We start from the raw sequence: 24,495 nt of genomic DNA, 5'->3' as shown, positions 1-24,495 counted from the left end.
CGGCCCCTTCTTTAGACTTTAACTCCTGCATCGCAAATGAATCTGCTTTGGTATATTCTCACTGCTTTCTCCCAAAAAGGAACCGTTTCTCCTTCTTCTCAGGTGCAGGGTTTTCCTCCCCTTCTTTCCACTTAAAATACTCAGCGTCCAAATCCACATGAATTTCCGGCGGAAGTTTTGGAATTTCTGCTGTTTCCATGGATAATTCCGGCCTGGAAGAAAGGGCCGAACCGCCTGTTTTTGCAGCGTTTTCCATTTCCTGAATCTCAGATTCCACCATGGCTGCCAGACCTGCGCCGGCTTTTGCCAGAATATCGTCCAGTCCTTTCTCCCGCTCAGCCATCGTAGTTTCTCTTTTAACGGTTCGCTCAGAATCCAGGGACATATCCTCAATTTTTATCTGATTTCCCCGGTTTCTTTTGGCTCTCCGGCGCAGATTTTCTGCAAATTCTTTTCCGGTGATATGCGCCAGGCTGTCCGCTGCATCTGATTGGCTGTCCGCGCCCTGCTGATCTGATTCATAACTTTTGCCGGTGCGCTCAAAGTAAGCCTGGTTAATTTTAATCTCCGGTTTCACAGCAGAGTAAGATTTTCCCTCGTTCTGAATCTTTTTCTCCTTCCGGCCTTCCATCTCCATCTGACGTTCTTTTTCCCGCTGCCGGTTCACCTCTTCAATCAGCTTCACATATTTGTCGGTATCAGCAAAATCCCGAAGCTGTCCGGTCAGCTCCAGCTGGTTGTGTCTGACCCGGTCCCGCTGTTCTTCTATCTCCGTGTTCATTTTGCGGAAAATACTCTGAACCGCCTGGTTGGCATCATCCATAATATAACAGATCCGGTTAATGGCGTCATCCGTATACATAATAGAAGCCGCATAAATATCGTCCGCATGTCTGCTTGCTTTCTGAAGTATTTCCTCTCCCCGCTTCTCACAGCGCCGTTGTGCTATCTCATGTTTTCTTGTGGTAATCTCATACTGATCCATCGCCTCATAGAAAGCAAGATTCAGCTGCTCTAACAATTCAAAAACAATCTGTTTTTCTACTATAATTTTCGTGCCGCTTCCCTCATAAGGCTCACTTTTGGAAAACAGCAGGTGTATGCTTTTTAAAATGCGCTCTATTTTGTCCTGTACACTCATATTTCATCCCCTGTTCTGCTGAAATGTATCTGAAACTTATACCCTGAAGCCAGTGAATCTGCCCCTGAACATAAAACCCTGTATTCTTCGAAAATTTTTAGGACATACCTTTGTCAATTTTACCAGAATTGCCTTATAGTTGCAAGAAAAAATCTCTCTTACATTTTCCTTACAATCCGGCCGCTGGTCTTTTTTTCCAGACAAAAATATGATACACTCCCTGACAAAGAATTGACAGCTGCCCTCTTTGCAGGAGCTTTTGCCGGAATTTTCTTCGTCCCTGTTATATCATATGCAAGGGCCGTCCAAACATGACGGAAAAATGATTGAGGACAGGACTTCCTATAAAACGCCTGCTAAAACCGGAAATCCCTCTCCCCATTATGGATATTCGCCAGGTAATCAATCACTTTCTCTTTTACTTTGGGGTTGGTGATAACATCCAGTTCTTTTTCAATCAGCTTATCTCCCAGTTCCCTGGTTTCAGGAGAAGCATAATCCTCCAGATATTCTTTTAAGGTCATCAGGGCGTTGGGATGGCAGCAGTTTACAATCTGACCGCTTTTTAACAGTGTCATAAAGCGGTCTCCGGTTCTTCCTTCCCGGTAACATGCGGTGCAGAAACTGGGCACATAGTCCATTTCCATCAGCCATCTGACCACCTCATCCAGTGTACGGTTATCGCTGACGTCAAACTGCGCTGAATTTTCTTCCTCCGGTTCCGGCTCCACATAGCCTCCCACACTGGTTCTGGAAGCGCCGCTGATCTGGGAAATCCCAAGGTGCAGCACTTTTTCCCGGCAGGCTTTGCTCTCCCTTGTGGAAACGATCATTCCTGTATAGGGAACGGCAATCCGGATACATGCCACAATTTTTTCAAAAATCTCATCCGAAATACCATTGTCAAACACATCCGGATCAATATCATCCGCCCGGCGCAGCCTGGGAACGCTGATGGTATGGGGGCCCACGCCTTTACAGGCTTCCAAATGCTCTGCATGCATCAGAATTCCGGTGAAATCATAGCGGTAATTGTTCAGCCCGAACAAAACTCCCAGGCCCACGTCGTCAATTCCTCCTTCCATCGCCCGATCCATTGCCTCGGTATGGTAAGCATAATCATGTTTCGGCCCTGTGGGATGCAGTTTTTCATAAGATTCTTTATGATAAGTTTCCTGAAATAAAATATAAGTGCCGATTCCCGCTTCTTTTAATTTCTGATAATTTTCCACCGTGGTGGCGGCAATATTTACATTTACCCGGCGGATTGCCCCGTTTTTGTGCTTAATGCCGTAAATGGTATGAATGCATTCCAGAATATACTCAATGGGATTGTTCACCGGATCTTCCCCTGCCTCCAGCGCAAGCCTTTTGTGCCCCATATCCTGGAGAGCCATAACCTCTTTTACCACCTCTTCCTGGGTAAGCTTCTTTCTGGCAATATGCTTGTTTTTCAGGTGATAGGGACAATACTCGCAGCCATTAATGCAGTAATTGGACAGATACAGCGGCGCAAACATCACAATGCGGTTGCCGTAAAAATCCTTTTTGATCTGCTGCGCAAGGGCAAAAATTTCCTGATTGATATCCTCAATCTCACAGTCCAGAAGCACAGCTGCTTCCCGGTGGGAAAGTCCTTTCCGAAGTTTTGCTTTTTCCAGAATCTGCTCTAACAATTCCCTGTTATTTTTGTTTTTCTGTGCATAAGCCAGAGATTCCAGAACCTCTTCATGGCTGATAAATTCCTCTGCTTTCGGTGACATTACGTTATACATAGTATTGATTCCTCCTTATAATCGCCCCGGTCAGTGACCAGTTCATATCCAATCTGCTCCATTCTCCGGCTCAGACAGACCCGGCATTCCGCCGCCTCATCGCCGGTACAGATTTTATTGTCATACAGTTCATATTTTTTCCGCACGGAAGTGGGGGACAGGTTGGGCATAACCACGTTGGCCCCCGCCAGAATTCCTTTCTCCCTTCCTTTGGGATCGATGGTTCCCAATGCAGTGGTGGCCGGCAGCAGCAGCTTGGGCAGCATTACCCTGAGAAGCCCGATTAAAAACAGCGTCAGCTCCAGGGCTCCGGCCGCTTCCCCGGCAAAGGGGGTATCGTGATGGGGCACAAAAGGCCCGATTCCTGCCATATGAGGTTCCAGTTCACGGATAAACATCATATCCTCCGCCAACTGGACAGCGGTCTGCCCGGGACTTCCCACCATAAATCCGGTGCCTGTCTGAAAGCCGATTTCTTTCAGGCTGTACAAACACTTTTTCCGGTTTTCCAAAGACAGTTCCGGCGGGTGCAGTTTCCGATAATGCTCCTTATCCGCCGTTTCATGGCGAAGCAGATAACGGTCTGCCCCTGCCTGGAAAAATCCGAGATAACTCTCATAGGAACGCTCGCCAATGGACAGGGTGAGCGCGCAATCCGGGTAATTTTTTTTGATTTTCCGGATCAGCTCTTCCATCTTTTCCTGGGAAAAGCTTCCGTCCTCGCCTCCCTGCAGCACAAAAGTCCGAAATCCAAGATCATATCCTGTTTTGCAGCATTCCATAATCTGAGCTTCTGTCAGCCGGTAACGCTGGGCGTTTCGGTTGCTCTTTCGGATACCGCAGTATTTGCAGTCATTTCTGCAGTAATTGGTAAATTCGATTAGTCCTCTGGTATAGATTTTATTTCCATAATATTTCTGCTGCCATTTTCTGGCTTTTTGAAACAGATACTCTGCTGCATCAGGGCTGCGGCCCTCTAACAGTGTAATCCATTCTTCTCTGGTGAGCCGGGATTCAGCTTCCAGTTTGTCAATTAATTGTTTTATTTGCTTCATAGCTCCTCCTGGGGGAATTTTGGGATACGGACAGCAATTCAAAACTGTACTGTAAAAAACCCCTGCGCCAAAAGGCACAGGGGCAGAATATTCTCGCAATAATTTTGCTTGCAGGCTGCACCGTCCCCTTCAGGCTGTCCTTGTGGTCTGGTTTGCATATATATTTTTACACTGTCTAAACTATTTCCACCCAATATTACAGTAAACAGTTTATTTCGATACACAGGTGAAATCATTCCCCGGTTTGCAGTCAGAAGCTTCTTCCTGCTTACCTTCTCAGAATTTCCGTCCGTATCTCAATATCAGCTCTTTGTCTCTTTCAATCTTGCCCTGCGCTTTTTCCTCCATCGTACCATCAACAGAATCAGCAGAACAAGAATAATGATCAGCCCTGCGCCAATGGCAAATACAGCCACAGCGATCCGGTTGGGATTTTTCAGGACAGCCCGCAGGCTGCTGTCGGCCTCTACCACTTTACGGTTATGGGTGGTGCTGTAATATTCCGGAATCTCCGGCTCCTCTGCCTCAGCGCTCTTTTCAAAGGAATCCAAATATCTTGCCACACATTCCCAGGCTTTCAATTCCCGCCCGTTTACATAGATAATATGTTCCTCCAACTGCTCCACGGGAATCTCGTTTCCCTCAGCATCCTTGGGCACAATGGAGAGAATGCCGTAAGACTGCTCCGTCACTGCGCCTAACATCTGTCCGCTGTAGAGATCCGCAATCAGGCGGTAGAGCTTGTCATCCTCTAATTCCTGCACCGTTCCGTCCATATCCTGAAATTCCACATCCGTTACTTTATTCAGTATCATACGGCTGGGATTGATTTTGTAGGACAGACCGCTGACATATAGCTGTGCGGTTGACATCATCGGAGAAATGGACGCATCCACCTCCGCCATGGTTTTCAGCTCTTTTCCGGTAAAGTATGCGCTTACTAAAGGATATCCCGGCACACCGTCCGGCCCGATGCCCAGAGAAAGAATCTGGAACGCATCCGAAACGGTAATGTCTTTATTCTCAGGAAGCGTATCGCGGATGCAGCCGCTTGGCACTACTGCTACCATCGCCGGATTCTCGTCTCCGGTATCGCTGCTGTTCACCACGTAACGGTAAGAATCTGCCAGAAGATTTCCCAATGGCTCTTCCTGCAAAATCTCCCCAAGTCCGTTGATTTTCGTAAATTCCCATGGATTATGGGCTAACACCTGTCCTCTGGTAAATCCAAATTGGGACAGATAATCAGAATCAATGGTTTTGCCCAGCTCCTGGATTTTGGCCGCTGCTTCTTTGTCCTCCGGATAGTGTTCATCCATCAGCGTCAGCTCATAATCCGCAAGGCTCCAGCGGCCTTCCTGGTTCTGAACCATATTCAGGGCTCCCACTCTGGCACCGTATTCTCCTGTGGATACAATAACCGTATCGCCGTGGACAATGGGCTCTGCCAAAATACTGTGAGTATGGCCGCTTACAATCAGATCCAGTTCCGGCACTGCTTTGGCCAGTAATTCATCTTCTGATTTCTTCTCATCCTCCCAGGTTCCGCTGTGGGACACACATACAATCATGTCCGCGGCTTCCTGCTTCTGAATCTCTTCCACTGTTTCTTTTACCGCTTCCGCCGGGTCACGAAAAGTCAGGGCACAGGTAGGCGCGCATTCCAGGGAATCTTTGCCGAAAACCCCGATTACTGCAACTCTTACGCCGCCTTTTTCCACTATGATATAGGGTTTCACGCCATACATTTCGAATGCCTGCTGCAGTATGGCTCCTTCTTCTGCCTTTTCACTTTTTAACGTTGCTTCCCAGTCTATGTTGCAGACCACCAGAGGCGGAACCTTATCTCCGCTGTCTTTTGCCGCCTGAAGCATATCCGCCAAGCCCTGACTCCGGTAATCAAATTCATGATTTCCCAATGTGACGGCGTCTGCGCCCAGCATTCCCAACATCCGCAATTCGGCTGCCTGAGAGGTAAATACCGTCTGATACAGCGTCCCCATGGAAAAATCTCCGCCGTCTAAGTACAAAAGATTCTCATTCTCCTGCCGCTGACTGGACAAATAAGTCATAATCCGGGCAAAGCCTCCCACCTGCTGCTCCTTTCCATCTTCTTCCAGATAAAAAGGCTCCAGATGAGAATGGAGATCATGGGTAAAAACCACTTTCACCTCTTTGGGCTCCCGGGCAAATGCGGCGTTTCCTGAAATCACCGCCCCCATCAGGCAAAGCAGCAGCAGCTTCCATACTCTCTTCACTATTTTCATAAATTTTCCCTTAAATCTCAATCAGTTCATATTCCCGGCTGCCGATGCCGATTTTCTCCGCATGCTCCACGCAGGATTTCCAGTTGGTATCCGGATGGGTAATATGGAAATGATCGTGGGCCCCATCGTGATCATGCTCTTTATTTTCCTGGAGAATGCTTCCTGAAACCACTGGCTGACGGTTGCAGGCATCTGCACAGGCAACGTCTAAGGCCACCGGATCAAAGGATGCAAACATTCCCACATTGGGGATAATCGGAATATCATTTTCCGGATGGCAGTCACAGTTGGGAGACACATCGCAGACAATGGAAATATGGAAATGAGGCCTGTTCTGAATCACCGCTTTACTGTATTCCGCCATTTTATAATTCAGCACGTCATTGGAATCTCCGAAGCTGGGCTCAACCGCATCTCTGGGACAGATGCCGATACAGCGTCCGCAGCCCACGCAATTATCATGGTTAATGGAAGCTTTTTTGTCTGTTACGGTAATTCCTGTATGGGCGCATACTCTGGTGCACATGCCGCAGCCCACGCATTTTTCCTGATTTACATAAGGCTTTCCTTCGCTGTGCATCTCCATCTTTCCTGCACGGGAACCGCAGCCCATTCCGATATTCTTCAGCGCTCCGCCGAAACCTGTCATTTCATGTCCCTTAAAATGATTCAGTGAAATAAAAATATCTGCATCCATCACGGCCTGGCCGATTTTGGCTTCTTTGACATACTCGCCGTTTACCGGAACAAGCTCTTCATCCATTCCCTTCAGCCCGTCTCCGATAATCACATGGCAGCCTGTGGAAAACGGCGTAAACCCATTTTCATATGCCGTATCCAGATGATCCAGCGCATTTTTCCTGCTTCCCACATACAAAGTATTGCAGTCTGTCAAAAATGCTTTTCCTCCTAACTCTTTCACGGTATCCGCCACCACTTTGGCATAATTGGGCCGCAGAAAGGCCAGATTGCCCAACTCCCCGAAATGAATCTTGATTGCCGCATACTTATCTGTAAAATCAATGTTTCTGATCCCTGCTGTAAATATGAGGCGTTTTAATTTGGCGGGAATATTTTCCGTATATGAAGTTTTAAAGGTTGTAAAATATACTTTTGACTTATCCATAAGAACCGTTCCTCCTTGAGTTGTATTTAGAGTACATTATAACATTGCTGCCTCTTTTTTTGCAAGAAAATATCGAAAACCTTTCACAATTTTAGGCGTTCGGGCCAGGGCTTTTTCACCTGATAATTTTTTTACTTTTTCTTCATAATTTCTTTTGAATTCTTTATCTTTCTTTTAGAAATTGTCCACAGTTTGCACACATTTATATCCTATACTCATTATATCAAATGAAGTTGATAGCACAAACAAGCGCGCACCGTTATTGACTTCGACAAACAACAATTTAACTTTTTTCGAAAAGTTATTTTACATATATTGGTGCCACCGCCCAAGATGTGGCACCCCATGAAACATTTCATAAATTTACTCCCCCAAAAAGGGTTGCCGCACGGCAACCCTTTCCTTCCGTTTTGAACAGCTCCTCCAGCTATCACCCAGAATATTCAGTTTATTTTTCCCAGGCAGCCGCCTGATAGCCTAATTCTTCCAGCATTTCCATATCCTTTTGGATCGTAATTCCCGCAGTTGTCAGCATATCGCCGGTAATGGCTGCATTGGCTCCGGACTGAAAGCATCTTCGTCCCTGATCCTGCATCAATCCTCTGCCGCCTGCCAGCCGGATAAACGCTTTCGGCAGAATAAAACGGAACACAGCTACAATCCGGCACATTTCCTCTTCTGTCAGCCTGGGATTGTTCTCATAGGGTGTTCCCGGTATGGGATTCAGCATATTCACAGGTACGGATTGAACCCCCAGTTCCCGCAGCGTGAACGCCAGGTCAATACGATCCTCCATGCTTTCCCCAAGGCCCATAATTCCGCCGCTGCAGATGCTGAGCCCGGCTTTTTCTGCCGCCTGCAGCGAATTGATTTTGTCTTTCTGTGTATGGGTGGTACAGACATTTGGAAAATAATTTGCTGAAGCTTCCAGATTATTATGTACCCGCACTGCGCCTGCCTCTTTCACTTTCCGGAATTCTTCCTCCTCCAGAAGTCCAAAGGATACGCAGACAGAAATATCCACATGCTCCTTAATCTGACGAATGCTCTCGCATACCTGTTCCACTTCCCGGCTGCTGAGCTTTTTGCCGGAGGTGACAATGGAATATCTGGGCACTCCCCGTTTACTGCTATATTCCGCCTGTTTCAGCAGTTCTTCCGTTCCCAATAAGGGATAACTTTCCACATCCGTTGGGTAAAACGACGACTGTGCGCAATATTTACAGTTTTCTGAACATTTTCCGCTCTTTCCATTGATAATGGTACAGAGATCAAACTGGTTTTTGCAGAATTTCTGCCGAATCTCATCTGCCGCCTGGGTCAGCTCCTCCAACGGCATCTCTGCCAGTGCAAGCGCCTCCTCCTTACTGATTTGGTATCCCTCTAAGACTTTTTTCTTTAAACGCTCCAGCTTCTCTTTCATAGTTCCTCCATTTCCGGTTTCCGCATGTTTCTGTTTCCAATATTCTCCTGTGTGTTTGCCGCTGTTTCAAACTGCTGCAAAGCGCAGTCAAACACGCTCTTTTTCTAAAAATACTATACACGGAATCATTTTTATTGTCAACTTGCACAAGATAATTGTTTACATTCTGTTTATGCGTAAAAGACGGAACGATTCAGACTTTCAGAATTAAAAAAGGACATCACTGATGGTAATGTCCGTTCTCATGATGGTGATGCTGCTGCTCGCCGTGGCTGCAGCCCACCTGCATATTATCTAATTCATTATCGGTTACCGATTCTTCCCTTCCGTTTTCGTACTGAACTAACAGCTCCCGAAGCCGGCACATGGAAATATTCTGGCAGTCCTCTGTGGACAGGCCGGAACCGTACTGGGACAAAAGCTGATACATCTGATATTTGCCTAAAGACATACCGTGATCATGGGCTGACGCTACCGTTTCCATGTCCGCGCTTCTGCACATTCCATGATAGTGCGTGGCCACTACGCTGTTCTCAAGACCTGACAGAAGCTCCTCTGCTTTCAGCGAGGCCACGGTAACTGTCAGCTCTGCATCTGTGGTCAGATACGGCTGCATGGCTTCACTCTCCACCAGAAGTTCCACTGCTTCCAGATAATCCTTGCCTTCCAGCTGTACATGCTCCAGAACTTTTGCACCGTCTTTGTTCCGGCTCTTTGCGTCTGTCACACGGTTTCTCCGGTTCAGCGTCAGTTCAATGGAAGGATTCACGTCCACACTGACATAAGACACCGGCATTTCCCAGAAATACCAGTTTCCAATTCCAATGCATATCAGCAGCAGGGCACAAACAGGAGCCAGAGAACGCATACGAAATCTCACGGTGTTTTCTGAAGTTTTCCGTCTCTTTTGAACCAGATAATCAGAGACAGACTGTTTCATCTGCTCTGTTGCGTGAACCTGATCAAATGCTTCCCGAATCTCATCATACATTCCTGTCACCTCCAAGCTTCTGTTTCAGCAATTCTCTCCCCCTCGACAAAAGGGAATATACGGTGTTTTCCTTTTTATGCAGCATTGTTCCGATTTCCTTTGCAGTGTACCCTTCATAATAATGAAGATAAATCACATCTTTGTACTTCACTGGCAGCGAAAGCACGATTTCCAAAATTCCCATCTGTTCCGGCATCACACTGGCCGCCTCCTCTGAAAGCACTTCCAATGGCACAGTACTGTGACGGAATAATTTCCTCTTCAAATCTTTACAGGCATTGAGCGTGACGCGGATTAACCATGCTTTTTCATGTTCCTGGCTCTCAAAGACCGCAGAATGGAGGACATACTTCAAAAACACCTCCTGAAGCACATCCTCCGTATCCTCATGGCTATTCAGATGCAACAGGCAAATCCTGCGAATCATATCAGAATGTAAATCTATTGCCTGCTCGACCTCCTGTTCGCTGCGCATAAAATATCCCCTTTGTATTTCCTACCAGTGATGACCTCCATGATGTCTGCCTCCATGGTGACCGCCGTAGCCGCCGTTACCGCCGCCGGAATAATTATCACAGATTCCATCTCCGTTAGAATCTGCATAATTCCCGCAATGGCCGCTTCCATTGTGGCTGCAGTAATCGCAAACTCCGTTTCCATCAGCATCCACATAATTGCCGCATGCTCCGCCATGGGCGCAGTGGTCGCAAACTCCGTCTCCATTGGCATCTACATAATATGGGCAGCCTGCCGGCGCTGCTGTATCCGGTACTTCTGTATCAGCAATATCTGCCGGTGCAGGCTCTTCCGTTGGAGCTGGATCTTCCGCAGGAGTTGAATCCTCTGCCGGTGCAGGATCTTCTGTCGGCGCAGGTTCCTCTGCGGGAGCTTCTGCTGCGTCATCCACTAAATCTGTATCCTGAATATCAACTAAAATATCTTCCTCTGCTGCCGGTACTGTATCGGCAGATTCCTCAGGAGTCTCCTGCGGGGTTACTGCGCTGGTCTTTACAATGGCATTGCTCAGCCCGGCATTCCTGGTGGTTACCTCCTGTTCCACACGGGTGCTTGTTTTCTGTAAGTTCGCTGCAATTACAGGCGCGGAAATCCCGCATACCACAATTAAAGCGAACGCTGCAATCAGTGCTTTCTTCATCTTCTTCATTTCTACCTCCTGAATATTCTTAGTGAATGGTTGTCGTTGTAATTTGTTCTTTACTTATAATACGATGCAACTGGAAAAATACTTGCATTTTTTTGAAAAAATTTTTCAATTTTTAAAAATTCCCTGCGGAATGAAATTACGGGGATATCCGCCTTTAAAATAATTGCCACGCTCTATGTCTGTTCCTTATGCTCCATTTCCCCCGTTGTCTAAAAAAGCATCGCAAATATCAGATTCTCTGTCTGATATCTGCAATGCTTTTCTTTATCTAGCGTTTCGCGTCAAGCCGCACCAGAGCCTTCTTTAATGCAATTTCTGCACGGGCCACATCAACTTCTGCACTGTGGCTGCGAAGCCGTTCTTCTGCACGGGCCTTGGCCGCCTGTGCACGGCCTGCGTCAATCTCGTCGGGCCATTCTGCAATCTCTGCCAGAAACGTTACTTTTTCTCCGAGAATCTGCACAAAACCTGCATGGATTGCCGCAAATTTCTTTCCGCCCGGCTCTGTAACGGTTACAATTCCGGGAGCCAGTACGGTGGTCAGAGGGATATGGTGTTTATAGACACCCATCTCTCCATCTACGGAAGTAAATTCCACCATAGACGCTTCCCCTTTGTAAAACACACGATCCGGTGTGATAATTTCCAATTGAAAGATCTTATTTTCCTCTGCCATGTGCTCACCCCCTACTTCATGCGGGCGCGAACTTCATCAATCGAACCGGCATTCAGGAAATGGCTTTCCGGCACATCATCATGTTTGCCTTCCAGGATTTCTTTAAAGCCTCTCAATGTCTCTGCGATAGGTACATATTTTCCGTCCAGTCCGGTAAACTGAGTTGCCACAAAGAAAGGCTGAGACAGGAATCTCTGCACTTTTCTTGCACGGTTTACCACCAGCTTATCATCCTCGGACAATTCATCCATACCAAGAATCGCGATAATATCCTGCAGTTCTTTGTACTTCTGAAGAATCTCCTGCACGCCCCGGGCCACTTCAAAGTGCTCTTCTCCCACCACACGGGGGTCCAGAATACGGGAAGTGGAATCCAACGGGTCTACCGCCGGATAAATACCCAGCTCTGCAATGGAACGGGACAAGGTTGTGGTCGCATCCAGATGGGCAAAGGTTGTTGCCGGCGCCGGGTCAGTCAGGTCGTCCGCCGGAACGTAAACTGCCTGTACAGACGTAATGGAACCGTTCTTGGTAGAAGTAATACGCTCCTGCAAAGCGCCCATTTCCGTCTGCAGCGTAGGCTGATAACCCACGGCGGAAGGCATACGTCCCAGCAATGCGGACACTTCGGAACCGGCCTGGGTGAAACGGAAAATGTTGTCGATAAATAACAGCACGTCCTTTCCGCCCTTGTCACGGAAATACTCTGCCATGGTAAGTCCTGTCAGTCCCACACGCATACGCGCTCCGGGGGGCTCGTTCATCTGTCCGAACACCATACAGGTTTTATCAATAACTCCGGACTCTTTCATTTCATAATACAGGTCGTTTCCTTCACGGGTACGTTCTCCTACACCGGTAAATACGGAATATCCATCATGCTCTGTGGCAATGTTATGAATTAATTCCTGAATCAACACGGTTTTTCCTACTCCGGCGCCGCCGAACAGACCGATTTTACCGCCCTTCTGGTAAGGGCAGAGCAGGTCAACGACTTTGATGCCGGTCTCCAACATTTCCGTAGAGGTCGCCTGTTCCTCAAATGTGGGAGCTTTTCTGTGAATCGGCATGTGTTCTACATTCTTGGGAGGATCGATTTCATCAATGGGATCTCCCAGCACATTGAACATACGTCCCAATGTCTGCTCTCCCACCGGAACGGTAATGGACGCGCCGGTTGCTTCGGCATCCATCCCCCGGACCAATCCATCGGTAGAACCCATGGCGATACATCTTACCGTATCATCACCCAGATGCTGAGAAACCTCCACAACCAGACGTTTTCCGTCTGCCATCGAAATGTTGATTGCTTCGTTGATTTCCGGCAGGCTGCCTTCGGAAAACTTAATGTCCAAAACGGCGCCGATAATCTGAGTGATTTTACCTATATTCTTATCTGCCATAATTTCACTCCTTAAATTGTTAATAACTGCATAAATCTCAGTCTGAAGTTCTTCTCAGCCTGATTTCAGATTCAGAAGCACAAACAGAATGCCCTGCAATCCGTACATTTCACAGAAGCAGAAAACGCTTCTATGAAATGGCTTCGGCGCCGGCAATAATTTCTGTCAACTCCTGCGTAATAGAGCCCTGACGCGCTCTGTTATATTTCAGTGTCAAATCACTAATCATTTCCTCTGCATTGCTGGTTGCGGAATCCATGGCCTGCATTCTGGCCCCGTTTTCACTGGCAACCGCTTCCACCAGCGCACCGTAGAACAGACTTGTCAAATATTTCGGAATAATCAGGTCTAACGCCTCTTCCTCATTGGGTTCATAATTCATCAGCGTATTGCTGTCCGCCTCTTTCAGCTCCGCTTCGTCAAATTCTATGGGAAGCAGCTTCATCAGCGTAGGCTCGTGGCTGACCGTATTCTTAAAATGAGTATAAGCAAGATAAATTTCCCCGATTTCCCCTTTGGTAAACGCTCCCAGTACTTCCTTGCAGATCTGAGCGGCGTCTCCGTAAGTGGGCCCTTCAATGACATCTGAATAATCCCCTGTGATTTCATAGCCTTTTCGTTCCAGGGATTCCCTTGCCTTGCGGCCAATGATATAGATTTTGGCCTCATCTTTGGGAATTCCGCTGTCTGTAACAAGCTTCACAATGTTGGAATTATATCCGCCGGCAAGTCCCCGGTTAGAAGCAATGGTTATGACTGCTTTTTTGGAAGAACTTCCCGCCTGTAAATAAGGATGGCTCATGTTCCCGGAACGGGCCAGCATTGAGGTTACCGTCTGATACATATAGTTAAAGTATGGATTGGACTGCTCCGCACGGCTTTTGGCTTTCTGCAGTTTAACGGTGGAAACCAGCTTCATGGCTTTTGTGATTTGCTGCGTACTTTGTATGCTGCCTTTTCTTCTTTTGATGTCCCTCATGGACGCCATAAATATTCACCACCCGTCCTACTTAAATTGCGCTTTGCACTCCTCAATTGCTTTTACAAGCTTGCTCTCAGTTTCTTCTTTGATTTCCTTATCGTTACGGATTGACTCCGGAATCTCGGGATATTTGGTATCTACAAATTCAAACAGCTCTCCTTCAAAACGAAGGATATCCTCTACCGGTACATCCAGAAGATATTTCTTGGTGGCTGCGTAGATAATCATAACCTGATATTCTACCGGCATGGGCTTATACTGGGGCTGCTTTAACATTTCACGGATTCTTTCTCCCTGTGCCAGTTTCTCTGTGGTATCTGCATCCAGTTCTGATCCAAACTGTGCAAATGCCGCCAGCTCGCGGAACTGCGCCAGCTCTACACGGATCGGCGCTGCAATCTTCTTCATAGCCTTAATCTGTGCGGAGCCCCCTACCCGGGATACTGACAGGCCGGCATTGATTGCCGGACGGAAACCTGCGTTAAACATTTCTGTTTCCAGATAAATCTGTCCGTCTGTAATGGAAATTACGTTGGTAGGAATGTACGCAGACACGTCTCCGGCCTGTGTCTCTATAATCGGCAGCGCCGTTAAAGACCCGCCGCCCAGTTTATCAGATAATCTTGCCGCACGTTCCAGAAGTCTGGAATGAAGGTAAAATACATCACCGGGATAAGCCTCACGTCCTGGCGGACGGCGAAGCAGCAGGGAAAGGGTACGGTATGCCGTAGCATGTTTACTCAAATCATCATAAACTACCAGAACATCCTCTCCGTTTTCCATCCACTCTTCTCCGATGGCGCATCCGGCATAAGGAGCGATATACTGCAGCGGCGCAAGCTCGCTGGCAGTGGACGCCACAACTGTGGTATAATCCATAGCTCCGAACTCTTCAAATGTCTTTACAATGGTTGCAACGGTAGAAGCTTTCTGGCCAATGGCAACGTAAATACATTTCACGCCCTGGCCCTTCTGATTAATAATTGTATCCACCGCAATAGCTGTTTTACCTGTCTGACGGTCTCCGATAATCAACTCACGCTGTCCTCTTCCGATGGGCACCATGGAGTCAATTGCCTTAATACCTGTCTGCAGCGGTGTATCTACAGATTTTCTTGAGATAACGCCGGACGCCACTCTTTCAATCTGTCTGAACTTCGTTGTTTCAATGGGCCCTTTGCCGTCAATGGGCTGTCCCAGCGCATTCACAACACGTCCGGTCATGGCGTCGCCTACCGGAACCTCAACCACTCTTCCCGTAGTCTTAACGGTATCCCCTTCATTGATATTTTTTTGGTCGCCCAGCAATACGGCTCCCACATTATCTTCTTCCAGGTTCAACACCATTCCATAGACTTCGCCGGGAAATTCCAATAATTCGCCCTGCATGGCGTTTTCAAGGCCGTGAATACGGGCAATACCGTCTGCTACCTGAATTACCGTACCTACGTCTGATACTTCAAGCTGCGCCGCATACCGTTTCACCTGCTCTTTTATAACTGAACTTATTTCCTCCGGTTTTAAATTCATGGAGCGCATTCACCTACTTTCAACTGTATTTTTGATAATTCCCTGGTAAGGCTCTGCAACTTGTTCTTCACACTGCTGTCAACCACCCTGTCACCAATCCGAATTACCACGCCGCCGATTAAACTTTCATCCACATCATAATGCATCTCAAATTCTACATATCTGGTGGTTTCCTGTAATTTATTTCTGATCTGCTCTTTCTGACTGTCTGTAAGCGGCATCGGTGCAGTCACATAAGCAGTGCCAATATTTTTATATTCCTTTACCTGGTCAATGAAATATGTGAATACAGATTCCATTTCACCATAGTGACCCTTAGAAACAAGCATACGCATAATCCCTGTGATTTCATCACGGACCCTGCTTTTAAAAATCTGTTCCAGAATCTCTATTTTTTCTTCTTTTACGATTTTCGGGTGATTCATCAGTTTGGAAAGCTCGTTATCTGTTTGAAGAATCTGCTGTATGCTTCTTGCTTCTTCCAGCATTTCATCCACCTGACCAGATTCCACAGCAAGCTCAAACAGTGCATCCCCATAAGTTTTGGATACTAGCTTTGCCATGTACTTTCACCTATTTCCTTCAATGTTTCCTCCACCAGTGCGTCCTGAATGGATGTATCAATGGAGGCTGTGACTACCTTGCCTGCCATCATTGAGGCTATGGCAATCATTTCCTGTTTTGCCTCATCCATAATACGCTTTTTCTCCAACAATGCTTCTTCGTTGGCGCGTTTAATGATGCGGGCAGCTTCTTCCTTCGCCTCATCTACAATCCTGCTTTCATTTTTCAGGGCTTTCTGGCGGGCCTCACTTAAGATTTCCTCAGCTTCTTTCTCGATTCCTTTGATTTTCGCATCATACTCTGCTTTCACAGCAGCAGCTTCTTCCCTGTCCGTTCTGGCAGAGTCAATATCATTCTTAATGCGATCCTGTCTGTCCTTTAACATCTTCTTTGCCGGATTAAACAGCAGGTAAGACATCAGGGCAAACAGAAATAAAATGGCGAGAATTGAAAGAACCGTATCATGCAAAAGCTGGGGATTTAAGCCAAATAACTGTTCCAAGGCCGGTCCTCCTTTCATCTGATTTGTGCTGCTCTTTGCACATAAGGGTATGCCCTTACTTTAATGGCTGCACAAACATCAGAAGGATTGCTACCAGCAAACCGTACAGACCTGTTGTTTCTGCTACCGCCTGGCCCAAAAGCATCGTAGAAGTAATGTCTGATTTTGCTCCGGGGTTTCTTCCAACTGCAGACGCAGCGTGACCTGCTGCAATACCCTGACCAATACCAGGGCCGATACCTGCGATAACCGCAAGACCTGCGCCGATTGCTGAACAAGCTCTGATTAATTCTGCTCCTGTAATGTTATCCATAAAATTTTTCCTCCTTGAGTTTTCTTTCTAAGATATATAACTCTTAATTTTTATTGACCGGATCTGAAGTCCGGGTGTTACCTGATGTTGCATGTCATCTACTCTTCCTCTCCGATTGCGTTGCTGATGTATGTCATCGTCAGCATACAGAACACATAGGTCTGGATACATCCTGAAAACACATCAAAATATGCATGCAGCGCGCCTGGCCAGAAGTAGGCGACTTTGGACAATAAGGCATAAATCAATGCCATGATAATGGTTCCTGACAATACGTTTGCAAATAAACGCAGTGACAATGAAATCGGAACAGCGAATTCACTGATCAGGTTAATGGGGAACCAGATGGGCAGCCATGGCGGAAGCGGGGAACACATATCGGTCCATATCGCTTTGGGCGTCTGATATTTAAACTGATTGAAATGAATCAAAATAAAACTCAGCAGCGCCAACGGCAATGTCACGCCGTAATCGGCTGTGGGCGGCCTTAATCCAAACAGGCCGGAAAGATTGGATATCAGAATAAAGATAAATATCGTACCCACATAATTGACAAATCTGCTGCCGCTTTTTCCCATAACGCCGCAGACCATGCCGTCCAGTTTTTCCACAATCAGCTCCACAACATTCTGAAATCCTCCGGGAACCTCTGACGCATGTTTCATGGCACGATTGGCCGCAACAGAAAATCCAATCAATATGGCCATCACAATCAGAAGGCTGACATGAGTTGTGGTGATCCAGAATGTCTGTCCAAACAGCTCATAGGAAAACAGCCCGTGCACCATAATATCAATGTCTGCACCGGATGACAGTAAAATTGAGCTCTGCACTCTCTCACCTCCTTATAAATTTGCTTTTGAAACCTTATTTACCATATTTTCTGATCTATCACCTCTTTTAACTTTTTCCATGAAAATATTTTTTCTGAAAAGCTGATAAAAATTTATGTGTTATGGGCTGTAAATAGGCAGATACTTTCAAACCCATTACACCCGCAAACATAACCACTACATTGCCAAGCTCAAAATATCCCACAATTCCAAATGCCAGAACAACTGCCAGATACCGCAGGGCCGCATACAGAGACGCCCTTTTAGAATACCTGCCCTCTGCCAGTTCCTCTACGGTGTCGAAAATAACGATTGCCATATTCACCGCCATTCCCGCTGCCAGAAAAATACCGGCCCAGAGCCCTGTACAATATCTTATTCTGTCACTTACAAACCATATGCCAGTTATTTGAAGCAGCAGGCCATACAGTACAATCCCTGCCAGTAATTCCGGAAGGGCCTGATTAATTCTTCTTAACATGAACTCTACCCTTTTCCTTGCCGCCCGGTTTTTTCAGAATGCCGGGGAATCGTTTCATTATTACTGTTCTTCTCATCGGAATAAATATTCTTCGCCATAATGAAAATATTGCGGAAGCCTGCCAGCGCGCCTATGGCAAACAGTGGGATTGTAATCCAGTTTATCTCATACTTTTTCCCAATATAAACTCCTGCCATTACACATAAAAAAATCGGCACCAGCATGTTAATTCCAAACTGCGTAATTAACGCCAGAGAACGATATACGCTTTTTTTGTATTTCACACGGCACCTCCGTCATAACCCATAATTTCCACCATATGAAATTATTATATCTATTTTCTGTAGAAATGTCTATTCCTTTCTTTGATTTTTGGAAAGATGATTGATGCAAAAAGGGCTGCCCGGAACAAATATGCTTCCCGGAAACCGGACAAGCATCGCCGTACAGCCCTTATATTTCCTTTACAGCACCATCTTCACTTCCCGCTCCGTATGTGTATACTGATAATACCGCACTCCCGCGGCGTCCAGCATCCGCTTGGAGGCAATGACAGAGGGCGTATCCTTATATTTGTCGCTGTCATACACCACGGTTTTGATGCCTGACTGGATAATTGCCTTCGCGCATTCATTGCAGGGAAACAGGGAAACATACAGCTTCGCCCCCTCCAGACTGCCGCCTCTGTAATTCAAAATCGCATTCAGCTCACTGTGAGTCGTGTACAGATATTTGCTGTCCAGCGGCTCCCCTTCCCGGTTCCATGGAAATTCATCATCAGAACATCCGATGGGAAATCCATTGTAGCCCATGGACAAAATCTTGTTATCCGGACTGACGATGCAGGCCCCCACCTGAGTGCCCGGATCTTTGGAGCGCATGGCGGAAAGCATTGCAACTCCCATAAAATATTCATCCCAGGTAAGATAATCCTGTCTTTTACTGCCCATTCTGAATCTCTCCTTATTTCGTACCAAAAATCCGATCCCCGGCGTCTCCAAGGCCCGGCACAATATAGCCATGTTCATTCAGTTTCTCATCCAGAGCCCCAATATAAATATCCACATCCGGATGCGCCTCCTTCATGGCCGCCATTCCCTCCGGCGCTGCAATGATACAGAGAAAATGTATATTTCTGACGCCTTTATCCTTCAGCATTTGAATGGCTGCCACTGCAGAGCCCCCTGTGGCAAGCATGGGATCTACCACAAACACTTCCCGTTCTGAACAGTCCTCCGGCAGCTTGCAGTAATATTCCACCGGCTCTAATGTATCCGGGTCACGGTACAATCCAATGTGTCCCACTTTTGCCGCTGGAATCATTGCAAGCATTCCGTCCACCATTCCAAGACCGGCCCGGAGAATCGGAACCACTGCCAGTTTCTTTCCCTTCAGCCCTTTAACCGTAGTGGCGCAGATAGGCGTCTCAATCTCAATATCCTCCAGTTCCAGATTCCTGGTGGCCTCATAGCACATCAGCATGGCGATTTCGCCCACCATTTCCCGAAAATCCCTGGAGCCCGTCTCGCTCTTACGTATCCACCCAATTTTGTGCTGGATCAGCGGATGATCCATAATCATTACTTCTGCCATATTATCCTTCTCCTTCGTTTATAAGATTAATCAGTTTTTTGATGGTCTTATTTAATGTCTCGTAACAGAGTCCGTAAGACTGGAGGGTTCCTCCGTAGGGATTTAAAATCTCCAGTTCATCCCCGGTTAAATCCGTCAGCACCTCCACTTCCGCTTCCAGGCTGTCTTTATATTCCTCCAGAATCTTCTGTTTCTGAGCAGCCTCCATGGCAATGATCAGGTGCTCCGGCTGTAAATCCTCTGCCGTAAGCTGTTTTGACATCTGATGTTCCGTGCTGATGCCGTTGCTGATCAGCACAGCCTCCGTTTTCTGATTCAGCGGCTCCGGAAACAGCACCACAAGCCCCCTGCTTTCAATTTCCACCGGGTATTTTATGATGTATTCCTTCATGATAGCCTCCGCCATAGGTGCACGAGCCGTACCGCTGTCGCATACAAAAATAATTTTATTATATCTTTTCATATCCGTCACCTTCCTGTTTACACTTCTATCACCTGATGTCCCGCTGCTTTCAGCATACGGTTTCTGATTGCCTGTCCGATTCCCGACGCAGAAAAACTCTCTGAATATATAATTTCCACATCCAGCTGATCAAATTCACGGAGAATCCCATATAAATGCCTGGCAATGGAGTCCGCGTCCGTTCTGGTTCCAATGCTTTTTACAATCCCGTACCTGTATCCGTCTCTGGTTTCTTCTGTTCCGATAATGCCTGCAGATTTTCCTTCTTCCGCTGCTTTTTTTGCCAGTTCATTGATTTTCTTCTGCACCCTCTCCTTCGGGCCGGATACCAGAATCAGGTCTGCCCTGGGCGCATAATGCCGGTATTTCATACCTGGCGCTTTCGGACGGATTTCTTCATTCTCAGACGCAAGACCGGGGTCAATTCTGATTTCTCCAATGACTTCCTGTATCATCTCCGCTGTAATATAGCCCGGCCGTAAAATCATAGGGATTTTTTCTGAAAAATCCACAATTGTGGACTCTATACCAATCCCCACAGGGCCTCCGTCCAGAATCATGGGAATTCTGCCCCTCATGTCTTCTGCCACATGCTCTGCCCGGGTGGGACTTGGTTTTCCGGAAGTATTCGCGCTGGGCGCTGCAATAAATCCGCCGCCGGACTGGATCAGAAGCAGGGCTGCCGGGTGGTCTGGCATACGTACTGCCACCGTCTGCAGCCCTCCTGTCGTTTCCAGGGGAACAATATCGCTTTTCTCAAAAATCATCGTCAAAGGCCCGGGCCAGAATTTATCTGCCAGTTTTCTTGCCTGTCTTGGCACTTCTGTCACTATTTGCTCCAGATCTTCCAGATTGGAAATATGTATAATCAGAGGATTGTCTGAAGGACGGCCCTTTGCTTTGTAAATCCGCTCTGACGCCAGAGGATTCAGGGCGTCCGCCCCCAGTCCGTACACTGTTTCTGTGGGAAATGCCACCAGGCCCCCCTGTCTTATGAGCTGCCCTGCTGCATGAATTTTTTCCCGGATAGCTTCTTTGCCCTGTCTGTCATCTGTAATATTTACAATTGCTGTTTCCATGGTCTTTACCTGCTCTTGGTTCTCTTTACTGATAGCGGGCGATTCATCGCTGTTTCAGCATACCGCCCTTTCTGCTACCACATATTATCCCATACTCATGCAATCTTCGCAACTACAATATATAAGAAACATTCACTTTACAGACTGGCAAAAACACAATAACTACTGTCCGGCCGGTTCTGAAGATACACCCCGGCCCAGATACTCCAAAATGCCTGCCTTCACCGCTTCGGCCACTTTATCCTGGTATTCCTCTGTCGCCAGAAGAGCCGCTTCTTCTGAATTACTCAGGAATCCGCACTCCACAATCACCGTGGGGCTTGGCGTCTTTTTCAGAAGAAAATAGCTTTCATTTGCCTTCGCCTGCCTGTGATTCTGAGGATCTAACTGCGCCGCCAAATTTTTCTGCAGCGTTTCCGCCAGTTTTTTTCCCTCCTGGGACTGGCCGTAATAGAATACCTGGGCTCCTTTTACCGCCTCTTCCGGATAGCTGTTCTGGTGAATGCTCACAGTAAATACCGGTTTTGCCTTGGTTATGATCTCGCAGCGTTTGCGCATATCCTCCACCTTCTTGTTATTGGAGGATTTCTGGTACAGTCCGCCCTCGTCCGTCCGCGTCATAACGATTTTAATGTTTTCTTTTTCCAACAGTTTTTGAAGTTTTCTGGCAATTTTCAGATTAATGTCTTTTTCTTTTTCCTTGTTGATGCCGATTTTACCGGGATCATCGCCCCCGTGGCCTGCATCCACAACAATGCAGATTTCCCCCTTCTGCGCCCTCATATTTTCTACCATATGGGCCCCCTGCCTTGCAAAAAAGTAGGCCCCTATCAACAGCACTACTGCCATTATCACTTCGATTCTTTTTTTCATCCGCCGCTCCCGGTTTATCGTCCTTGTTACTATTTATGATAAACCCGGGCAAAGTATTCTTCCAACATTTTTCATTCTGCCATCAATAAAATGCAGAGACAAAATTCCCCGTCTTTTAATGTGATGTCGATGTCGCCGGCATATTTTCCTGCCACTCTGCGTATATTGGACAGCCCATACCCATGGCCTTTTGCCTGTTCCTTTGTGGTAAGAGGAAGCCCTGTTTCTGCATTCCACTTAAGACTTCCGGAAAAACTGTTGCAGATTTCCATAATATAAGCGTTATTTCTCCGGTAAGAGACAATGGAAATCCGGTTTTCCCCTCCTTTTTTGGTATGCTCCACCGCATTCTGCAAGGCGTTGTTTAAAACCACGCTGATATCAAACGCATCTATCTCTGTTTTGGCAGGATAATAAAATTCTGATTGAAAGGCGATTCCCCGGTTTTCCGCCTCTTTTGCAAACTCCTGCAAAATCACATTGGTAACGGGATTTCCGCTTTCTATCCCGCCTGTCATCTGAGCAAGCGCTGTCTGCAGACTCCGGCTGTAAGCCTTTGCCTCTTTGGGGTTGCTTCCTTCATACAGTTTTTCCAATGTCATCATATGGTTTGCCATATCGTGGCGGATGCCCCGAATCTTATGATACAGGCTCTCCACCTGCTCAATATGCCGTCTGACACTGTCCATCTGCGCCGCCAGGAATTCTGCCTGCTGATTTTCCTCCTGAGCCGCCCGAATCCTCTGATACAAAAGAATCACCGCTATCACTGTCACAGATGACACCAGGCAGAACAACAGCGTCATTCTGTCATAAGTCTTTTCCATCTTTCCTGTTTCCAGCACATAAAATACTCGATAATAACGCATAATCTCATAGCCCAGCAGACCCATCAGGGACGGAAGAGACAGCAGCGCCAATTCTTTGTTTCCCATTTCTTCGGACTTATTGGGATAAACTCTTACCACCTGCCAGAGTCCGGCGGCAGTAAACGCCAGCTCCATAGCCAGAAAACATATGCACATCAGGACATACAGGGCGAAAAACAGCTCCGGATGGTTCTGCATATAATCGGTTCTTGCCGCAGCATCGTAGAGAAAATCATACAGAATTTCCGCCATACCTGCCGCAAACCAGTTGAGCGCGAAAAATGTAACTGCAAGAAATAATTTCTGCCTGTAATTTCTCCTGTCCATCAGGCAAATCACAAAAAGCATGGCAAAACTGGCCATGCCGTAAATCACATATGCATCCACAGAAAGACGGGCCGTATAAATCAGCAGCATAGTCAGCGCATATGCTGTCCCGCCAAGGGCCGCTCCCTTTTTCTTTGGGACGCAAAACGGCAGAAAAAAAGATTCCCCCGTTTTCGGGGGATAAATCTCGTGTTCCGCAGATGAGAATCTCAAAAAAGGCTCCGCATACCGATAGAAGCAGTATCCTCTTAAAATTCCCTCTGCAATCGGTGTTATAGCATGTACCAGTTCTTCCAGTTTACCGGAATTTACCTGCAGCATTTCCTATCCCTTTCCCTTTCTCTGGTTAAATCTCAAATAGCATTTCACAAAGTCATGATAATTCTGCTTTGCCACAAGAGCCTGCCCCCTTTTTAAATAGATGGCGCCGGCATTATATTTTCTGACAAAATTCAAATTAATCAGATACGCTCTGTGGGGACGATAGAAATCCTCTCCTGCTTTTTTCTCCAGTTCTTTCAGCTTTCCATAATATTCTATGTCTGCGTCCATGGTATGGAGGATGATTTTCCGGTTAAATACCTCCGCATATACAATCTCCTGAACGGGAACTGTGATATGCTGGCCTTTTGATGTGACTATCAGGCTTTGCCTTTCTTTTCCTGCGCCCGCACCTTCTGAGTCTCTTTCGCGAACCTGCCTGACAGCCTTTTGCAGAACTTCTTCAAACTTCTCTTCCTCCAGCGGTTTTATGAGATAGTGAAAGGCCCCCACATCAAAAGACTGGAATACATAATCTTCCGTTACCGTTACAAAAATGATTATCATCTGCCGATCCCGTTTGCGAAGCTCTCTGGCCGTCTCCATGCCGTCTTTTTCCGGCATCTGTACATCAAGAAACAGAATATCCGGAAGCTTCCGGGCAGCAAGAAGCTCCTCACCAGATGAATAGACAGCAATATCTTCTGCCGGATAATACTTCTTTACTTTATCTGTGAGGATCTCCCGTATTTCTTTCTGGTCATCGCATATGCCAATCCGCACATTTTCACCTCCCGGAAACC

26 protein-coding genes are annotated in these 24,495 nt (G+C 46.9%); all 26 read right to left on the bottom strand.

All coding sequences use genetic code 11. The annotated features are described in order from the left end of the window. Positions 1–58: 58 nt before the first annotated feature. The 26 genes from ACTO17_RS14085 to ACTO17_RS13960 all read right to left on the bottom strand — a co-directional run bounded on the left by ACTO17_RS14085 (position 59) and on the right by ACTO17_RS13960 (position 24,475). Entirely contained in the window at positions 59–1,141 is a 1,083-nt protein-coding gene (locus ACTO17_RS14085) for a hypothetical protein (protein ID WP_482558371.1), read from the bottom strand. 356 nt (positions 1,142–1,497) lie between these two features. Beyond that, the gene (gene hydG / locus ACTO17_RS14080; protein WP_482558370.1) at positions 1,498–2,916 is read right to left on the bottom strand and encodes a [FeFe] hydrogenase H-cluster radical SAM maturase HydG; all 1,419 of its coding nucleotides are present in this window, start codon (positions 2,914–2,916) and stop codon (positions 1,498–1,500) included. Further along, positions 2,904–3,971: a [FeFe] hydrogenase H-cluster radical SAM maturase HydE gene (gene hydE / locus ACTO17_RS14075; protein WP_482558369.1), complete on the bottom strand. Its 1,068-nt coding sequence runs from the start codon at positions 3,969–3,971 to the stop codon at positions 2,904–2,906. The genes hydG and hydE overlap by 13 nt, the downstream gene beginning before the upstream one ends. A 302-nt stretch (positions 3,972–4,273) precedes the next feature. Beyond that, positions 4,274–6,238 carry a bifunctional metallophosphatase/5'-nucleotidase gene (locus ACTO17_RS14070; RefSeq protein WP_482558368.1) on the bottom strand — a complete coding sequence of 655 codons (1,965 nt, stop codon included), beginning with the start codon at positions 6,236–6,238 and terminating at the stop codon, positions 4,274–4,276. A gap of 10 nt (positions 6,239–6,248) precedes the next feature. Continuing rightward, positions 6,249–7,364 carry a DUF362 domain-containing protein gene (locus ACTO17_RS14065; RefSeq protein ID WP_482558367.1) on the bottom strand — a complete coding sequence of 372 codons (1,116 nt, stop codon included), beginning with the start codon at positions 7,362–7,364 and terminating at the stop codon, positions 6,249–6,251. A gap of 448 nt (positions 7,365–7,812) precedes the next feature. Continuing rightward, positions 7,813–8,787, bottom strand: coding sequence for a biotin synthase BioB (bioB, locus tag ACTO17_RS14060; RefSeq protein WP_482558366.1), 975 nt, complete (start codon positions 8,785–8,787; stop codon positions 7,813–7,815). Between the two features lie 220 nt (positions 8,788–9,007). Then, the gene (locus ACTO17_RS14055) at positions 9,008–9,778 is read right to left on the bottom strand and encodes an anti-sigma-I factor RsgI family protein (RefSeq protein ID WP_482558365.1); all 771 of its coding nucleotides are present in this window, start codon (positions 9,776–9,778) and stop codon (positions 9,008–9,010) included. After that, entirely contained in the window at positions 9,771–10,253 is a 483-nt protein-coding gene (locus tag ACTO17_RS14050) for an RNA polymerase sigma factor (RefSeq protein WP_482558364.1), read from the bottom strand. Before ACTO17_RS14050 ends, ACTO17_RS14055 begins: the two co-directional genes overlap by 8 nt. A gap of 21 nt (positions 10,254–10,274) precedes the next feature. Beyond that, positions 10,275–10,943, bottom strand: a complete 669-nt coding sequence (locus ACTO17_RS14045) for a hypothetical protein (protein ID WP_482558363.1) — start codon at positions 10,941–10,943, stop codon at positions 10,275–10,277. Between the two features lie 268 nt (positions 10,944–11,211). Continuing rightward, the gene (atpC, locus tag ACTO17_RS14040) at positions 11,212–11,619 is read right to left on the bottom strand and encodes an ATP synthase F1 subunit epsilon (protein ID WP_482558362.1); all 408 of its coding nucleotides are present in this window, start codon (positions 11,617–11,619) and stop codon (positions 11,212–11,214) included. 11 nt (positions 11,620–11,630) lie between these two features. Next, entirely contained in the window at positions 11,631–13,022 is a 1,392-nt protein-coding gene (gene atpD, locus ACTO17_RS14035; protein ID WP_172537963.1) for a F0F1 ATP synthase subunit beta, read from the bottom strand. 130 nt (positions 13,023–13,152) lie between these two features. Continuing rightward, positions 13,153–14,010 carry an ATP synthase F1 subunit gamma gene (gene atpG / locus ACTO17_RS14030; protein ID WP_482558361.1) on the bottom strand — a complete coding sequence of 286 codons (858 nt, stop codon included), beginning with the start codon at positions 14,008–14,010 and terminating at the stop codon, positions 13,153–13,155. An 18-nt stretch (positions 14,011–14,028) separates the two neighbouring features. Further along, positions 14,029–15,534 carry a F0F1 ATP synthase subunit alpha gene (gene atpA / locus ACTO17_RS14025; RefSeq protein WP_482558360.1) on the bottom strand — a complete coding sequence of 502 codons (1,506 nt, stop codon included), beginning with the start codon at positions 15,532–15,534 and terminating at the stop codon, positions 14,029–14,031. Beyond that, on the bottom strand, positions 15,531–16,097 hold the full coding sequence (gene atpH / locus ACTO17_RS14020) for an ATP synthase F1 subunit delta (RefSeq protein WP_172535800.1): 567 nt from the start codon (positions 16,095–16,097) through the stop codon (positions 15,531–15,533). Before atpH ends, atpA begins: the two co-directional genes overlap by 4 nt. Continuing rightward, positions 16,085–16,600: a F0F1 ATP synthase subunit B gene (gene atpF, locus ACTO17_RS14015; protein WP_172535799.1), complete on the bottom strand. Its 516-nt coding sequence runs from the start codon at positions 16,598–16,600 to the stop codon at positions 16,085–16,087. Before atpF ends, atpH begins: the two co-directional genes overlap by 13 nt. Before the next feature lie 55 nt (positions 16,601–16,655). Then, complete coding sequence (gene atpE, locus ACTO17_RS14010) at positions 16,656–16,913, bottom strand: ATP synthase F0 subunit C (protein WP_016213229.1); 258 nt, start codon at positions 16,911–16,913, stop codon at positions 16,656–16,658. 98 nt (positions 16,914–17,011) lie between these two features. Next, positions 17,012–17,701: a F0F1 ATP synthase subunit A gene (gene atpB, locus ACTO17_RS14005; protein WP_482558372.1), complete on the bottom strand. Its 690-nt coding sequence runs from the start codon at positions 17,699–17,701 to the stop codon at positions 17,012–17,014. A gap of 112 nt (positions 17,702–17,813) precedes the next feature. Then, positions 17,814–18,227, bottom strand: a complete 414-nt coding sequence (locus ACTO17_RS14000) for a hypothetical protein (RefSeq protein WP_482558359.1) — start codon at positions 18,225–18,227, stop codon at positions 17,814–17,816. Between the two features lie 5 nt (positions 18,228–18,232). After that, the gene (locus ACTO17_RS13995) at positions 18,233–18,511 is read right to left on the bottom strand and encodes an AtpZ/AtpI family protein (protein ID WP_482558358.1); all 279 of its coding nucleotides are present in this window, start codon (positions 18,509–18,511) and stop codon (positions 18,233–18,235) included. Positions 18,512–18,691: 180 nt separating this feature from the next. Then, entirely contained in the window at positions 18,692–19,177 is a 486-nt protein-coding gene (locus tag ACTO17_RS13990; protein WP_172535795.1) for a deoxycytidylate deaminase, read from the bottom strand. A 13-nt stretch (positions 19,178–19,190) separates the two neighbouring features. After that, positions 19,191–19,820 carry a uracil phosphoribosyltransferase gene (gene upp, locus ACTO17_RS13985; protein WP_482558357.1) on the bottom strand — a complete coding sequence of 210 codons (630 nt, stop codon included), beginning with the start codon at positions 19,818–19,820 and terminating at the stop codon, positions 19,191–19,193. Between the two features lies 1 nt (position 19,821). Beyond that, on the bottom strand, positions 19,822–20,283 hold the full coding sequence (locus ACTO17_RS13980; protein ID WP_482558356.1) for an arsenate reductase/protein-tyrosine-phosphatase family protein: 462 nt from the start codon (positions 20,281–20,283) through the stop codon (positions 19,822–19,824). A gap of 17 nt (positions 20,284–20,300) precedes the next feature. Continuing rightward, positions 20,301–21,362 carry an L-threonylcarbamoyladenylate synthase gene (locus tag ACTO17_RS13975; RefSeq protein WP_482558355.1) on the bottom strand — a complete coding sequence of 354 codons (1,062 nt, stop codon included), beginning with the start codon at positions 21,360–21,362 and terminating at the stop codon, positions 20,301–20,303. Between the two features lie 162 nt (positions 21,363–21,524). Beyond that, positions 21,525–22,235 (bottom strand): N-acetylmuramoyl-L-alanine amidase, encoded by a 711-nt coding sequence (locus tag ACTO17_RS13970; RefSeq protein WP_482558354.1) that lies wholly within the window; start codon positions 22,233–22,235, stop codon positions 21,525–21,527. 71 nt (positions 22,236–22,306) lie between these two features. Beyond that, positions 22,307–23,752: a sensor histidine kinase gene (locus tag ACTO17_RS13965; protein WP_482558353.1), complete on the bottom strand. Its 1,446-nt coding sequence runs from the start codon at positions 23,750–23,752 to the stop codon at positions 22,307–22,309. A gap of 3 nt (positions 23,753–23,755) precedes the next feature. After that, positions 23,756–24,475: a LytR/AlgR family response regulator transcription factor gene (locus ACTO17_RS13960; protein ID WP_482558352.1), complete on the bottom strand. Its 720-nt coding sequence runs from the start codon at positions 24,473–24,475 to the stop codon at positions 23,756–23,758. Positions 24,476–24,495: the final 20 nt, after the last annotated feature.

It is taken from the genome of Petralouisia sp. (assembly GCF_056822245.1).
The sequence above is the reverse complement of the archived record's forward strand: the minus strand, read 5'-3'. Positions and strand labels throughout refer to the sequence as shown.